Here is a 13,679-nt window from a genome sequence, read left to right as displayed (position 1 = left end):
TGACAGGCGGTGCCCACACACTTACTCCTGGGCGCCTCGTAGCTCCGACACAACAGGGGAGACTCGCATGGCCATCCTGCCCACCAGGACCGAGGACCGGGTCCGGCCGGCAACCCGGCAACCGAACCGCCCGTACGCCCACGCCGGCGTGCGGGTCGAAATCCTGCCCGTCGACGATCTCGACGGCGACTCCGGCGGCTTCCATCGGATCGGCCGGCACGAGCGGTGCGCTTCGTGCGGCCAGCCGCTGGGCAACCGGACCACCGACCGGCTCACCGGGGTGCTGGACCGCTGGGGCTGGGACGATCAGGCGCCGGAGGTCTTCGCCGGCGCGCTGCGGCGCGGCCTGCCGGTCGCGCTGCTGATCGTCGACCTCGACGGGTTCAAGCAGATCAACGACGAGTTCGGGCATCCGGCCGGGGACGCCGTGCTGCGCTCGGCCGCCGAAGTCCTGCGCGCGGCCACCCGGGACACCGATCTGGTGGGCCGGTACGGCGGGGACGAGTTCCTGGTGCTGCTGCCCTCGGCCACGTCGTCCGGCGCCCTCGAGGTGGCGCGCCGGATCCGGGCGGGGTTCGCCGCGATGAAGGTCCGCTCCCGGATCGAACGCGAGGTGACCGTGCTGATCAGCGGCCAGACGGCGTCCATCGGCCTGGCCACCTACCACGCCGAACTCCGGGACAACCTCGACGACCTGCTCCTCGACGCCGACACGGCGCTGCGGGAGGCCAAACGCAAGGGGCGGGACCGGATCGGCATGGCGAACAGTTCGCTGTGCGGCCGGATGCTGCCCGGTTACGCGCTCGAACGCTGAAGGTTCACCTGGGGGGTGTCCTTGTCCGACCACGCGCGCGAGCGCGACCGAGATTCGGACCGCGATGGCGCGGGCCGAGGGGGAATGGGAAATGAGAGGCGAAAGCCATGGTGGTCCCGCAGAAGACTCCGGGGGCGATGCCGAACAACCGGCCGCGCCCGGCGGTGACCCTGCCCGGCCGACCGCCACGCGGACCGCGAACGTACACGTGGCCGGGTGAGGAAGTGCGAGAAGTGACGCTCCGGCCCGCGCGGTTCCGCGCGCACTTTCCGGTCCTGACCGACACCGTGCACCTGGCCAGCTGCAGCCTGGGCCCGCGGTCGACGGCGCTGGACGCGGCGATGCACCGGATGCTGGACCTGATGCACGCCGATCCGATGCCGTGGGAGCTGTGGGCACGCGAGGTCGAACAGGCCCGGCAGCGGTTCGCCGCCTTGATCGGGGCCGGCTCCGACGAGGTGGCGGTGGTGTCCGGCGCGACCGTGGCCGCGTACCAGATCGCCTCCACCACCGACTGGGCGAAACGGCCGGCCGTGGTCACGACCGACGCGGAGTACCCGTCGGTCGCGCAGGTCTGGGCCGCCCAGCGGCCGCGTGGCGCCGAGGTGGTCCACGCCAAGGAGACCGCGTGCGCGGACGCCGTCGACGAGCGGGCCGCGCTGGTCTCGGTGCCGCTGGTGTCCTACCGCAGCGGCCAGCGGATGCCGGTCGCCGAGGTGACCGCGCGGGCGCGCGCCGCCGGGGCCCGGGTGTTCGTCGACGCGTACCAGGCCGCCGGGGTGCTCGACATCGACGTCACCGAACTGGACTGCGACTACCTGGTCAGCGGGTCGATGAAGTACCTGCTCGGCCTGCCCGGCATCGCGTTCCTGTATGTCCGGCGGGGTTTGCTCGGCGACCTGCCCCCGCAGCTCACCGGCTGCTTCGGCGAACCGGATCCGGCGGGCTTCGATCCGCTGACCGCGCCCGACGCCCGGCGGTTCGAGGTCACCATGCCGCCGTTGCCGGTGGTGCTCGCCGCCAACGCGGGGCTGTCCCTGGTCGAACAGCTCGACCTCGCCGCGGTGGAGTCGCATGTGGACAGACTGGCCCGACGGGCCGCGGAACGGCTCAACGAGACGGGGACCGAGGTCGTCCCGGGTCCGCAGGTGCTGGTCCCGGATCCCGACCCCGCGGGGCTGTCCCGCTGGCTGGCCGCCCGCCGGATCTTCCTCGCCCGCGGCGCCGACGCCCGGCTCTCGTTCCACTACTTCAACACCGACAGCGACGTGGACACCGCCTGCGCCGCGATCGCCGAATGGAAACGTGCCCGTCGCTGACGGGCGCACTGGGGGAAAACCCTGAACGGCGCGTTCGAGCCTCCCCCCGAACGCGCCGTTCAGGCCCCGGCGGGTTTGTGCTCTGGGTCACCTGAGTGGCGGTACCGGTAGGTTCGGATATGTGCTGTCCACGCTCGCCGTCCAGAACTACCGATCCCTGCGCAGGCTGGTGTTGCCGCTCGGCCCGCTCACGGTGGTGACGGGGGCGAACGGCAGCGGCAAGTCCAGCCTGTACCGGGCCCTGCGCCTGCTCGCCGACGCATCCCGCAACGGCACGATCGCCGCGCTCGCCCGGGAAGGCGGCCTGCCCTCGACCCTGTGGGCGGGCCCGGAGCAGGTGGGCCGCGCGGTGCGCGAAGGCCGGTACCCGGTCCAGGGGACCACGCGTTCGGCGCCGGTGGCGTTGCGGCTGGGCTTCGCCGGGGACGACTTCGGGTACGCCCTCGACCTCGGGCTGCCCAGCGAAACCGGGACCGCGTTCGGCCTCGACCCGGAGATCAAGCGCGAATGCGTGTGGAGCGGCCCGGTGCTGCGCCCCGCGAACCTGCTCTGCGACCGCCGGCACAGCGGCCGGGTGCTGACCCGCGGCGAGGACGGCGCGTGGTCGGACTCGTCGTACCTGCTGCGGCCGTTCGACAGCGTGCTCAGCGAACTCGCCGACCCCCGCCGCACGCCCGAACTGCTGACCGTGCGCGAGCGGATGCGGTCCTGGCGGTTCTACGACCACTTCCGCACCGACGGCGACGCGCCCGCCCGGTCCGCGCGGATCGGCACCCGGACCCCGGTGCTCGGGCACGACGGCGGTGACCTGGCCGCCGCGTTGCAGACCATCCGCGAGATCGGCGACGCCGAAGCGCTCGACGCGGCCGTGGACGACGCGTTCCCCGGCAGCCGGGTCGAGGTCGCCGACCACTCCGGCCGCTTCGAGGTCACCCTGCGCCAGCACGGCCTGCTCCGCCCGCTGGGCGTGACCGAACTGTCCGACGGCACGCTGCGCTACCTGCTCTGGGTGGCCGCGCTGCTCACCCCGCGCCCGCCGGAACTGCTGGTCCTCAACGAACCCGAGACGAGCCTGCACCCGGACCTGCTGCCGCCGCTCGCCCGGCTCGTCGCCGCCGCCGCGACCCGGTCGCAGGTCATCGCCGTCTCGCACTCCCGCCCGCTGATCGCCGCGGTGGAAGCGGTCACCGCCGAGCAACGAATCGGCGTCCACACCGTCCAACTGATCAAGGAGTTCGGCGAGACCACGATCGTCGGCCAGGGACGGCTCGACGAACCGGCCTGGCACTGGCCGGACCGTTGACCACTGGGGGAGAAGATGCCACCACAACTCACCAAGCGCTCGATCGCCGGGATCGCCGCGGCGCTGGCGCTCGGCACGCTGGTCACCCTGGGCGCCACCGGCACCGTGGCACTCGGCTCGGAGGCCAGACCCGGGCAGCCGCTGCCGGTGTGGGAGGGGATTCCCGGACCGGACGGCGGCACGGTGTGCCCGCTGGACAAGCGGTATGCCGACGAGCCGCCGAACGGGTTGCGGCCGGACGTCGCCGAGGCGTTCACCCGCCTGCGGGCCGCGGCGGGCGCGCAGCAGATCACGTTGTGCGTGATGGACGGCAAGCGCAGCGAATACCAGCAGCAGAAGGAGTTCGACGACGCCGTGCGCCGGTTCGGCACTCCCGAACTCGCCGCGAAGTACGTGCTTCCGCCGGGAAAGTCCAATCACGTCAAGGGCATCGCGGTGGACATCCAGCCGATCGCCTCGGCCGCCTGGGTCGAGCGGAACGGCCGCGCGCTGGGCTGGTGCCGCCGGTACCAGAACGAGACGTGGCACTTCGAGTTCGACCCGGGCTACGCGGCCGCGGGCTGCCCGCCGCTGCTGCCGAGCGCCACGGGGTCCTAAGTGGACAGACAGCGGAGTGCGGGGCGCCGGACGGGCGTGGGTTTCGTCCGGTGCCCCGCACTCGTGACGCGCGCGACCTGCCTCACGCGCGGCTCTAGTTGCGCTGCAACGCCTTGTCGGTCAGCTTGAAGACGCCGGTGTCGAAGGCGAGCCCGATGTGCTCGCCGAACGAATCGGGGAAGTAGTCCTGCAGCACCAGGTTGTCCACGTTGTCGCCGGACAGGAAGCTGGTGGTGAACGGGGTGACCAGTTCCTCGTTCTTGCTGGCGATCACGGTGTAGTGGATGTCGCCCGGGGTCTCGTCACCGGCGTTGAGCCGGTCCAGGAAACCCTTGCCGTTGGTGAGTTCCGAGGTGACCGGCCAGAGCGGCAGGATGTTCTCGTCCAGGCCGGGGATCAGCTTCTGGCCCAGGGTGTAGAGGCCGGACAGGGTGAGGCCGTGGTTCGGCGGCGCCCAGGAGATGTAGCTGTGCACCTTGGCCGTGCCGCCCAGGTTCTTGATGTAGTAGCGCGGCATGATGCCGCCCTCGGAGTGCCCGACGATGTCGACCTTGTCCACGCCGGTGGCGGCGCGGACCTTGTCCACGAACGCGCTGAACTGCTCGGCCGAGTACTCGATCGACTGGAACCCGCCGAGCAGGTTCACCAGCGGCACGTTCGGGATCGTGCCGTAGGTGCCGGTGAACACGCAGTAGCCCTGCGCCTTCAGGTACGGCGAGTAGACGCTGAAGTGCCCGGCGGCGGGCGCGCCGAACCCGTGCACCAGGATCACCGGCCGCGGGTGTTCCTTGCTGGGCTTGCACTTCCAGTCGTTCGCACCGAGCGGGGCCGGGTTCTCCTGGATCGGCGGCGGGGCCGGTGCGGCTTCGGCGGAAGCGGTGGCGGACGGGTCGGCGAAGGCGAGCGCGAGGGCGGCCGCCGCGGCCAGCACGAGGGAGCGGACGTGACTGCGCACAACTGTCTCCTTGGGGAGCGGACGGCCGGGGGTCGGCCGAACGTGGCTCGGACGCTACTCCCCAGTAAGAAGACTTTTCAAGAAGAACTTCCAGGAAATCTGTTCAATACTGGCAAGCCTTCTACCTGCGGTGACAGTCCTGCTGAGGTCTCTGCCGCCGGTGTCCGGGGTGGGGTGCCGCCACTGCCTGATCCGCCGCGCGCGGTGATCGCATACGGTGGTCCCATGCCGCGTTCCGTGAGTCGACGCACTCGCTCCAGACCCAGGCGGGAGGCATTGCTCAAGGCCGCGGTCGAGGTGGTGGCCGAGCAGGGCGTCGCCGGGGTCACCCACCGCGCGGTCACCGAGCGGGCCGGGGTCCCGCTGGCGACCGTGAGCTACTACTTCTCGTCGATCGGCGAGCTGATTTCCGAGGCGCTGCAAGCGTTCGCGCGCGAACGGGCGGAGGAGATGGCCGCGTTCCCCGCGGAACCCGGCGACCAGCCGCCGACCCCGGTCGAGGTCGCCGGCTGGTTCACCGACCGGTTCCTCGACGTGCCGGTGCTGCAACGCCTGGCGTTCTTCGAGATCCTGGTCAGCTCGGCGCGGTCACCGGAACTGGCCGGACCCGCGCACGAGGCGCTGCACGCCTACCAGCAGGCGGCGCGGGCCGCGCTGAGTTCGCTGGGCGCGGCCGAGGACGAGGGCCGGTCGCGCGCGTTCACCGCGCTCGGTCTCGGCTACGGCCTGCTGCGGCTGGCGGATCCGGAAGCCGAGGACTCGGTGCGGTTCTTCGCGGCCGTCCGGGACTTGTTCGTCGGGCAGGAGCTGTCCCGGGACGAACCGGACGAGGTCGCGCGGCGCATCGGCGACGAGGGCTAGAGAGTCGCGTCCAGCTCGGCGGCGTCCACCGCGGCCAGGGCCGCCGTGCGCTCGATGTGGGTGGAGAACACGTCGGACAGGCCGACGCAGTCCAGCGCGCGGCGGACCGCGTGGGTGTCCACCACCAGCTCGAGCGGAACCCCGACCTCGTTGGTGCGGGCCAGCAGATCGACCATGACCCGCAACCCGCTGATGGACAGGAACGACACCCGGGTGAGATCGAGCACGAACGCCCGGGTATCCATGCCCGGCTGAGCGGCGAAGGCGCGGTCCAGCTGGTCGATGGTCGTCGCGTCGATCGCGCCCTGCACCATCGCGAGGACGCAGCCGTTGCGGTTGCGCGCCACGGTCACCGAGAAAGGTTCGGCTTCCGATTGCGGCAGGCCCAGTTCGGTTCTGGTGTATTGCCCGGTCACGGTCGCTCCGTTTCCGGCCGCCCGGCTCTCGCCCCCAGCCGCCTTGCCGAGCCCGGCGGCCTTTGTGTCGAAGGCAGAGTTGCTGATCACCGCATTCCCGGCGATCTAAGCCCGTGTGCCTTCAACGCTACTCAGCACACTCACCCGGTCAAGTCGATCGTCACCTACCCGGCTTCGGTCAGGCCGCCGTCGACCACGAGCGTGTGCCCGGTGATGTAGGCCGAGGTGTGGGCGAGTAGGAAGACCGCCGCGTTGGCCACCTCCCACGCGGTGCCCTGGCGGCCCAGCGGGATCGGCGTCCCGGCGCGGGTGGCGTCGACCTGGTCGGCCAACCGGCCGAGGGCGGTGTCGATCAGTCCGGGCATCACGACGTTCACCCGGATCCCGGCCTGCGCGGCCTCCCGGGCGGCGAAGGCGGCCAGCCCGCCGAGGGCGGCCTTCGAGGTGGCGTAGGCCGGGATCGCGGTGACCGACGGTTTGCGCGCGGCGATCGACGAGGTCAACACGATCGAGCTACCCCGCGGCAGGACCGGGAGCGCGAACTTGATGGCGAGGAACTGGGCGCGCACGTTGATCGCCAGCACCTGGTCCCAGGTGTCGGCCGGGGTGTGCGCGAAGCCGAGGCCGCCGACGACACCGACGTTGAGCACCAGCCCGTCCAGCCCGCCGAGGGCCTCGGCGGCTTCGCGGACGCCGTGCTCGAGGCTGGTCTCGTCGGCGCAGTCGACGGTCAGCGCGACCGCGTCGCCGATCAGTCCGGCGGTCGCCTCGGCGGCTTCGCGGTGCAGATCGGCGACCGCCACCGCGGCGCCCTCGGCCGCGGCGAGCACGCTGATCGCGCGGCCGATCCCGGCCGGGGGATCGGGCTGGTCGTAGGTCCGCTGGCCGCCGCCGACGACCAGCACCTTCCGCCCGGTCAGCAGGCCGTGGCCGGGCGCGGTGCCCAGGCTCTCGGCGGTGAGCGTCTCGTCCATGGCGTGTCCCTCCGGAATCGATACCGTTCGTTACTCGATAACGATCGGTATCGAGTTGAGGTACGCTTCGCGCCATGGGCCGCCGTCCACCCCGCACCGAGACCCGGCAGCGGGTGCTGGACGCCGCGGCCCGGGTGTTCGCCGAACGCGGCATCGCCGGGGCTTCGCTGCGGGAGGTCGCCGAGGCCGCGGGGCTGACCACGGGCGCCCTGTACTCCAACTTCGCCGGCAAGGACGAACTCGTGCTGGCGCTGATGGCGGAACACGTCGGGATGCGGTTGCGCCGCGCGACCGAGGCCGTCGACGACCTCGACGACGCCGACGCGTTGCTGCGCGAGGTCGGGGCCCGGCTGATCGAGGCCGTGCAGACCGATTTCACCTGGCAGCGGTTGTTCCTGGAGTACTGGGGCGTGGCCATGCGCGACGAAGAAGTGCGCGCGGGGCTCGCCGCGCGGCGCCGGGAGGCCCGCGCCGCACTGACCCGCGCGATCACCCGCATCGCCGACGCGCGCGGCTTCGCGCTGCCGGTGCCCGCCGAGCAGGCGGCGGTGGTGGTGCTGGCGCTGTCCAACGGATTCGCGATCGAACGAGGCATCGACGCCGGCGCCGTCCCGGACGGCTTGTTCGGCCGGGTGCTGACCCTTCTCGCAGGAGACCACAGATGAGTTTTTCCCTGACCGAGTTCCGGGCGGTCCTGGTGTGCGCCCGCGCCGGGATGTTCCCGCTGACCACCCCGGCGAAGCTGCCCGCGATCGCCCGCGCCCTGCGGGCGTACGGCACCGCGGGCGCGGCGGTGGCGATGTCCGCGATCCGCTACGGCGACCGGACCGCGCTGGTCGACGAACGCGGTGAGCTGTCCTTCGCCGACCTCGACCGCCGCAGCAACGCGCTGGCGAACGCGTTGCGCGCCAAGGGAATCGGACCGGAGTCCTGCGTCGGAATCCTCTGCCGGAACCACCGCGGCCTGCTCGACGCGTTGTTCGCGACGGCCAAACTGGGTTGCCGGACGCTGCTGCTGAACACCGATTTCGCCGCGCCCCAGCTGCGCGATGTCTGCGCCCGCGAAGAGGTCGGCCTGCTCGTCCACGACGAGGAATTCGAACCGGTGGTGCGCGACTACTCCGCCCCGCGCGTCCTGGCGTGGACCGACCGCCCGGCCGACGAGACCCTCGAGGCGCTGATTTCCGCTGGTGATCCGGCCGCGCCCGCGGCCCCCGCCCGGCACCAGCGGCTCATCCTGCTCACCAGCGGCACCACCGGCACGCCGAAGGGAGCGCCGCGCGCCCTCAGCGGATCGTTGGCCATCCCGGGCGGATTCCTGTCCAAGATCCCCTACCGCGGCGGGCGTTCGGTGTATGTCGCCGCACCGATCTTCCACGGCTGGGGCCTGCTCACCGCCACCATCGCGATCGCGCTGGGCAACACGCTGATCGTCCGCCGCCGGTTCGACCCGGTCGCCACCCTGGACGCCCTGGAACGGCATCGGTGCGACGCGCTGGCCGTGGTCCCGATCATGCTCAGCCGCCTGCTCGACCTGGGCCCGGCGGAGATCGGTCGCCGCGACACGTCGTCGTTGCGGATCCTCTGCGTCGCCGGCGCCGCCCTGCCCGGCGAACTCGGCACGCGCGCGATGGACACCTTCGGGGACGTGGTCTACAACTTCTACGGTTCCACCGAGGTCGCCTACGCCAGCTTCGCGACGCCTGAGGACCTGCGCGCGGCCCCCGGCACCGTGGGCTACCCGCCCCTGGGCACCACTGTTCGCCTGCTGGACGACCAAGGCAACGAGGTCCCCCGCGGCGAAGTCGGCCGGATCTTCGTGGGCAACGGAATCCAGTTCGCGGGCTATACGGGCGGCGGCGGAAAGGAGGTCATCGACGGCCTGATGAGCACCGGCGACGTAGGCCACCAGGATTCGCAAGGCCGCCTCTTCGTCGACGGCCGCGACGACGACATGATCGTCTCCGGCGGCGAGAACGTCTTCCCCCGCGAAGTCGAAGACCTCCTCCTCACCCACCCCGCCGTCCTCGACGCCGCGGTGATCGGAGTCCCCGACCCCGACTACGGCCAACGCCTCGCCGCTTACCTGGTCCTCCGCCCCTCCGCCACCCTGGACGCCGATACCGCGCGAGAATTCGTCAAAGCCAACCTGGCCCGCTACAAGGTGCCGCGCGATGTCACCTTCCTCCCCACCCTCCCCCGAAACCCCTCCGGCAAGGTCATCCGCAAGAAACTGCCCGAAACGTCATGATCCTCGGTTAGGCCATTTGCAGGTACCAGCCTAGGCAGGGTGGACCTAACGTCACGTTCTGTGACCTTGGCGGAGGTAACCCGAGAAGCCGTGCTTGAGGCGATGGCCGAATACGACCGCCTGGGCCGGGAGCGTTTTCTCAAGACGAACGGCTTCGGCCGCGCGCGGCAGTACCTCGTGCTACATGCAGGACGCGAGTACGACTCGAAGGCACTCGTCGGCGTCGCGCACAAGTACGCCACGGGGAGCCTGTTGCGGGCTTCGGAGTTCAGCGGTGGCGAACGGACGGTCGTTGCGAAGCTCAACGAGTTGGGGTTCGAGTTCCGTGATTCCAAGGTGTCCGCAAAGGCAGACGAAAAGGTCTTCTTCGGTAAGATACCAGGCGTTCCCGAAGGTACTGCGTTCGCCAGCCGAAAGGAGGCTGCCGAGCGCAAGGTCCACCGAGCGCTCATCGCGGAAATCGTGGGCAATGGGCAGGACGGTGCCGAGTCCATCGTCGCTTCGAACAAGTACGAAGACGACGAAGACTACGGATCGGTCATCATCTACACGGGACATGGCGGCCGCGATGACTCGGGTAGACAGGTAAAAGATCAGACATTCGATAGTCCGGGCAATGCGGGACTGCGCACCAGCATGATCGATGGAAAGCCGGTACGGGTGGTTCGCGGGCACGATCCCAGGCGCCCGTCTCCTTACGCGCCGAAGGTTGGCTACCGGTACGACGGTTTGTTCCGAGTCGAAAAGACTTGGCTGGCTGACGGGTTGCGTGATTTCAAGGTTTGCCGGTTTCGCCTCGTCAAGATCGAGTCGGAGCTGGTCGCGCCGCCAGAACTCGAGGAACCAGCGGACAAGGATGGCTCGACTGAACCATCGGGAAATGAGAAGCCGGATCGTCGTGCTTCGACCGTGCAGCGGGTTGTTCGGTCGACCAAGGTGGCGGAATACGTGAAAGGTCTGCACCGGCACGTCTGCCAAGTATGTGGACACCGGTTGATCGTCGGAGATCGCGCCTACTCCGAAGGTGCGCACATCCGTGCGCTCGGTCGGCCGCATCTTGGGCCGGACAAGCCGACGAACGTCCTGTGTCTGTGCCCCAATTGCCATGTGCTTTTCGACTACGGTGCGTTGACCATTGACGACGACCTTTCCCTTAGGGTCAACGGAAAGCCCGCTGGGCAGTTGCGCACGCACCCGCATCACGTCGTGGGAACCGAGTACCTCGAATATCACCGCACGCGATATGGCAAGGCCAACCCTAGCTCGTGATCTTGGCGTCCCAGTCGATGTGGTGGTGGGTCAGCCAGGTGGCGGTGTTTCGGGGGCCCTTCTTGAGTTTTCGGGGGAGGATGGCGTCGCGGAGGAGGCGTTTGAGGGGGCTTGGGGTGGCCGTGTTGCCCATGCGAGCGCTGGTGGCGACGACGCGTTCGACTCGGGGGCGGCGGAGGTGGTCGTAGGTGGCGAAGGCCGCCGGGATGGTCGGGAGGTCGCGTAGGCATTGGGCGAGGGTCACGCCGTCTTCCATGGCCATGGAGGCGCCGTGGCCGGCGTTGGGGGCGGCGACGTGGGCGGCGTCGCCGATGATCACTTTGGTGTCGTCGTGCCAGGTGGGGGTGGTGGCCAGGTCATACGAGTTGCTGGCGACGACTTCGTCCCCGGTGGCGTCGACGATCGCCGCGGCGGGGGTTCGGTCGCGGGACAGCAGATCCCGGATGCGGCGTTTCCACTCGGCGGGGGTGGTGCCCGCGAGTTCCGCTTTGGACAGTTCGGGGCCCGGGAGGTTGGTGAACCACCAGGTTTCGCCGTCGGGGGCGGTCGTGTACGCGAAGAAAACCCGCTTGCCGTAGACCATCCGGTAGGCGCCCGGTTTCGGGTCGACCGGGGCGTTCGGTGCGTAACCGCAGACGACCCGGGCGCCTTTGAACTCCGGTTTCGGGTTGGCGGTGTCGATCAGGGGCCGGGTCGCCGAATGGATGCCGTCCGCGCCGATCACCAGGTCGCCTTCGGCCTGGCTGCCGTCTTCGAACCGGGCCACCTTGCCGGAGACGTCGACCAGGCGTTTCCCGTGCTCCACCGGGATGCCGCGGCGGGTGGCCTCGTCGTGCAGGACCCGGTACAGCGTGGCCCGTTTGATGGTGTGCGGGCCCGCGACCGAATCGCCGCCGATCGGGACATCGCCGAGGCGTTTTCCGGTGCCGCTGAAGAATTCCACGGTGTTCGCCGGGAACGCGGCGGCCACCACCGGTTCCCGCGCCTCGATCGCGTCGAGCGCGTCCAGGCCGTTGTTCATGATCGTCATGAACGCGCCGACGTCGTCGGCTCCGGTGGGGTAGGCCTCGTAGACCACCGAGGAGATTCCGGCCTTGTGCAACGCCATCGCGGTGACCGGACCGGCGATGCCGCCGCCGATGATCAGGGCGTGCGTCATGGGTTTCCTTTCAGCGCGAGGGAAAGCGCCACCAGTTCGTGCACGTCGGCATCGAGTCCCTCGCCGGTTGGGATCGCCACCGGGACGGCGTGCGCCGAAACGGGCTCGCCGGCGGCGTGCGCGCGCAGCGCGTGCCGGAGCCGGTCGGCCGTGGTCGCGTCATCCTCGGGCGGCTGCGCGAAATACGGGCTGATCCGGACCAGCCCGTCGCGGCATTCGATGACGCGGCGGTAGTAGCGCCGGTGCACCCCGCGCAGGCTCAGCAGGTCCCGCCACGGCGCCACCGGCACCCGGCTCAGCGCGTCCTCCGGGAACCGCTCGTGCAACGCGGTCCACAATGGACCAAGGTGGTGGTAGGCGCGCAGGTGCTGCCACCACACGCGTACGGCGGCGATGCGCATGACCGCCGCCGGATAGCTGATGCCGATCAGGAACACCACGATCCCCGGCAGCAACAGGAACATCGACGCGAGCGCGCCGATGTTCGTGCCCGCGGCGCCACCGGGTTTGGCCAGGGCCGGGGTGGCCGCCCCGCCGATCCAGCGCAGCACGATCAGCGGCACGAAAACGCAGTCGGCGAGCACGATCGCGGCCAGCCCGATCGACGCGATCCGCAGGCCCCGGGCGAGCCTGGCTTCGGCGCCCCGCGCGTACCGGCGGGTCCACACGAACGCGGCGGCGAACCCGAACGCCATGTAGAGATCCGCGGTGATGAAGAAAACCGCCACACTGGGCACCGAATGGTCGTTGGTGCGCACGCCATCGGGGGTGAGCACGGCGGCCACCGCGAGCACGATTTCCGCGACCACCAGCGGCAACGCGAACCACCACGCGCGGATCCGGGCCCGGTGGGCGTCCAGCGCCGAGAACAGGAAGAAGCAGACCAGGCAGTTCACCCCGACCAGCAGCAGCCCGTGCTGGAGCAACCGGGACATCATCGGCGGCAGGCCGAAGACGACCTTTCCCTTGTCCGCCACCACGCCGAACGGGAACGCGATCGCCCAGCACGCGATCAGCCCGGTGACCGCGCGCAGCGGAAGGTTGCGCGGCGTGCGCGCGAGGCGGAAACCCATCCACCCCAAGGCGGCGAACGCCGCCACGCCGTAGGCCACCAGCAGCGGGTTCACAGCCACCCCAGCCGGTCGGCGAGGGCTGCCTCCATTCGCTGCGCCGGGGCCTCGCCGGACGGCCGCGGGCTGATCCGGTCCAGCACCGACGCCCATTCCAGGATGATCGTGGCGACGGTTTCGGCTTCCCGTTCCTGCTCGGTGTCGTAGGCCGTGCGGCGCAGGGCCCGCCGCACGGCGTCCGGGCCGAAGTCCGGGCACAGCTGTTCGACGTCCGCGCCGGGCGAATCGCTCGGATGCCCGGCCAGGATGTGCCCGAGTTCGTGCAGGATGATGTGGTCCTGGTGGGATTTGCTGGTTTCCTGCTGGTACAGGATGTAGTCCGCGGCCCGGGTGCTGATCCAGGCGCCGAACGGCCCGGGCACCGGAATCGGCCGGGCCACCGGGTGGATGGGCTTGCCCCGCCGGCGACCGACCCGTTCGCACAGCACGCGAACGTCCAGCGGGGGAACGATGGCCAGCTCCCTCAGCAGCCGGCGGCACCGCCGGCGCAGCTCTCGGTCCCGCACCCGTCGCCCTCCATCTCCGGTCCGCACTCAGCCTCGCAGACGCTTCGGCATGTCGTCAGCGGCACGGGCCGCGCGTCACCCCTTTGCCGCCGGGCCGGTGCGACCCCATTCGGGTGGCCCGGATC

Annotated in this window: 14 protein-coding genes; 8 read left to right on the top strand and 6 right to left on the bottom strand. The window is 70.4% G+C overall.

The features are described from left to right. Positions 1 to 67 precede the first annotated feature (67 nt). From FXO23_RS19475 to FXO23_RS19460, 4 genes are all read left to right on the top strand, one after another. Entirely contained in the window at positions 68 to 814 is a 747-nt protein-coding gene (locus tag FXO23_RS19475) for a GGDEF domain-containing protein (RefSeq protein ID WP_158886764.1), read from the top strand. Positions 815 to 1,038: 224 nt separating this feature from the next. Next, positions 1,039 to 2,133, top strand: a complete 1,095-nt coding sequence (locus FXO23_RS19470; RefSeq protein WP_246257547.1) for an aminotransferase class V-fold PLP-dependent enzyme — start codon at positions 1,039 to 1,041, stop codon at positions 2,131 to 2,133. Between the two features lie 121 nt (positions 2,134 to 2,254). Beyond that, on the top strand, positions 2,255 to 3,436 hold the full coding sequence (locus FXO23_RS19465) for an AAA family ATPase (RefSeq protein ID WP_158886763.1): 1,182 nt from the start codon (positions 2,255 to 2,257) through the stop codon (positions 3,434 to 3,436). Between the two features lie 15 nt (positions 3,437 to 3,451). Then, positions 3,452 to 4,033 carry a D-alanyl-D-alanine carboxypeptidase family protein gene (locus FXO23_RS19460; protein ID WP_158886762.1) on the top strand — a complete coding sequence of 194 codons (582 nt, stop codon included), beginning with the start codon at positions 3,452 to 3,454 and terminating at the stop codon, positions 4,031 to 4,033. Positions 4,034 to 4,127: 94 nt separating this feature from the next. Here the strand turns inward: FXO23_RS19460 and FXO23_RS19455 are convergent, their stop codons facing one another. Further along, a complete protein-coding gene (locus FXO23_RS19455) occupies positions 4,128 to 4,988 on the bottom strand; it encodes an esterase/lipase family protein (RefSeq protein ID WP_158886761.1) in 861 nt (286 codons plus the stop codon). Between the two features lie 225 nt (positions 4,989 to 5,213). On the opposite strand from FXO23_RS19455, the gene FXO23_RS19450 reads away from it, so the two are divergent. Continuing rightward, positions 5,214 to 5,849, top strand: coding sequence for a TetR/AcrR family transcriptional regulator (locus FXO23_RS19450; RefSeq protein WP_158886760.1), 636 nt, complete (start codon positions 5,214 to 5,216; stop codon positions 5,847 to 5,849). Here the strand turns inward: FXO23_RS19450 and FXO23_RS19445 are convergent. Together FXO23_RS19445 and FXO23_RS19440 are read right to left on the bottom strand one after the other, a co-directional pair. Beyond that, positions 5,846 to 6,355, bottom strand: a complete 510-nt coding sequence (locus FXO23_RS19445) for an STAS domain-containing protein (protein ID WP_158886759.1) — start codon at positions 6,353 to 6,355, stop codon at positions 5,846 to 5,848. The two genes, FXO23_RS19450 and FXO23_RS19445, sit on opposite strands and share 4 nt — an antisense overlap. 74 nt (positions 6,356 to 6,429) lie before the next feature. Further along, positions 6,430 to 7,239, bottom strand: a complete 810-nt coding sequence (locus FXO23_RS19440) for an SDR family NAD(P)-dependent oxidoreductase (RefSeq protein WP_158886758.1) — start codon at positions 7,237 to 7,239, stop codon at positions 6,430 to 6,432. A gap of 74 nt (positions 7,240 to 7,313) precedes the next feature. Between FXO23_RS19440 and FXO23_RS19435 the strand changes: the two genes are divergently transcribed. From FXO23_RS19435 to FXO23_RS19420, 3 genes are read left to right on the top strand one after another with little or no spacing between them, the layout of a single operon-like run. After that, a complete protein-coding gene (locus tag FXO23_RS19435; RefSeq protein ID WP_158886757.1) occupies positions 7,314 to 7,904 on the top strand; it encodes a TetR/AcrR family transcriptional regulator in 591 nt (196 codons plus the stop codon). Then, positions 7,901 to 9,490, top strand: coding sequence for an AMP-binding protein (locus tag FXO23_RS19430; protein ID WP_158886756.1), 1,590 nt, complete (start codon positions 7,901 to 7,903; stop codon positions 9,488 to 9,490). Before FXO23_RS19435 ends, FXO23_RS19430 begins: the two co-directional genes overlap by 4 nt. A gap of 60 nt (positions 9,491 to 9,550) precedes the next feature. After that, positions 9,551 to 10,759: a YDG/SRA domain-containing protein gene (locus FXO23_RS19420; protein WP_218952089.1), complete on the top strand. Its 1,209-nt coding sequence runs from the start codon at positions 9,551 to 9,553 to the stop codon at positions 10,757 to 10,759. Here the strand turns inward: FXO23_RS19420 and FXO23_RS19415 are convergent. The 3 genes from FXO23_RS19415 to FXO23_RS19405 are packed head-to-tail and all read right to left on the bottom strand — an operon-like array spanning position 10,749 to position 13,554. Then, complete coding sequence (locus tag FXO23_RS19415) at positions 10,749 to 11,918, bottom strand: FAD-dependent oxidoreductase (protein ID WP_158886755.1); 1,170 nt, start codon at positions 11,916 to 11,918, stop codon at positions 10,749 to 10,751. The two genes, FXO23_RS19420 and FXO23_RS19415, sit on opposite strands and share 11 nt — an antisense overlap. Continuing rightward, the gene (locus tag FXO23_RS19410) at positions 11,915 to 13,045 is read right to left on the bottom strand and encodes an MAB_1171c family putative transporter (protein ID WP_158886754.1); all 1,131 of its coding nucleotides are present in this window, start codon (positions 13,043 to 13,045) and stop codon (positions 11,915 to 11,917) included. Before FXO23_RS19410 ends, FXO23_RS19415 begins: the two co-directional genes overlap by 4 nt. After that, on the bottom strand, positions 13,042 to 13,554 hold the full coding sequence (locus FXO23_RS19405) for a hypothetical protein (protein WP_158886753.1): 513 nt from the start codon (positions 13,552 to 13,554) through the stop codon (positions 13,042 to 13,044). The genes FXO23_RS19410 and FXO23_RS19405 overlap by 4 nt, the downstream gene beginning before the upstream one ends. Between the last annotated feature and the right edge of the window lie 125 nt (positions 13,555 to 13,679).

This window comes from Amycolatopsis anabasis, assembly GCF_009765355.1.
Classification (GTDB): domain Bacteria; phylum Actinomycetota; class Actinomycetes; order Mycobacteriales; family Pseudonocardiaceae; genus Amycolatopsis; species Amycolatopsis anabasis.
This window is presented reverse-complemented; position numbering and strand designations above follow the sequence as displayed.

What these genes read in the sequence shown, in the direction of transcription:
- FXO23_RS19475 (WP_158886764.1), top strand. Translation starts at nt 68, where the DNA reads ATGGCCATCCTGCCCACCAGGACCGAGGACCGGGTCCGGCCGGCAACC.
- FXO23_RS19460 (WP_158886762.1), top strand. Translation starts at nt 3,452, where the DNA reads ATGCCACCACAACTCACCAAGCGCTCGATCGCCGGGATCGCCGCGGCG.
- FXO23_RS19450 (WP_158886760.1), top strand. Translation starts at nt 5,214, where the DNA reads ATGCCGCGTTCCGTGAGTCGACGCACTCGCTCCAGACCCAGGCGGGAG.
- FXO23_RS19440 (WP_158886758.1), bottom strand. Translation starts at nt 7,239, where the DNA reads ATGGACGAGACGCTCACCGCCGAGAGCCTGGGCACCGCGCCCGGCCAC.
- FXO23_RS19435 (WP_158886757.1), top strand. Translation starts at nt 7,314, where the DNA reads ATGGGCCGCCGTCCACCCCGCACCGAGACCCGGCAGCGGGTGCTGGAC.
- FXO23_RS19430 (WP_158886756.1), top strand. Translation starts at nt 7,901, where the DNA reads ATGAGTTTTTCCCTGACCGAGTTCCGGGCGGTCCTGGTGTGCGCCCGC.
- FXO23_RS19415 (WP_158886755.1), bottom strand. Translation starts at nt 11,918, where the DNA reads ATGACGCACGCCCTGATCATCGGCGGCGGCATCGCCGGTCCGGTCACC.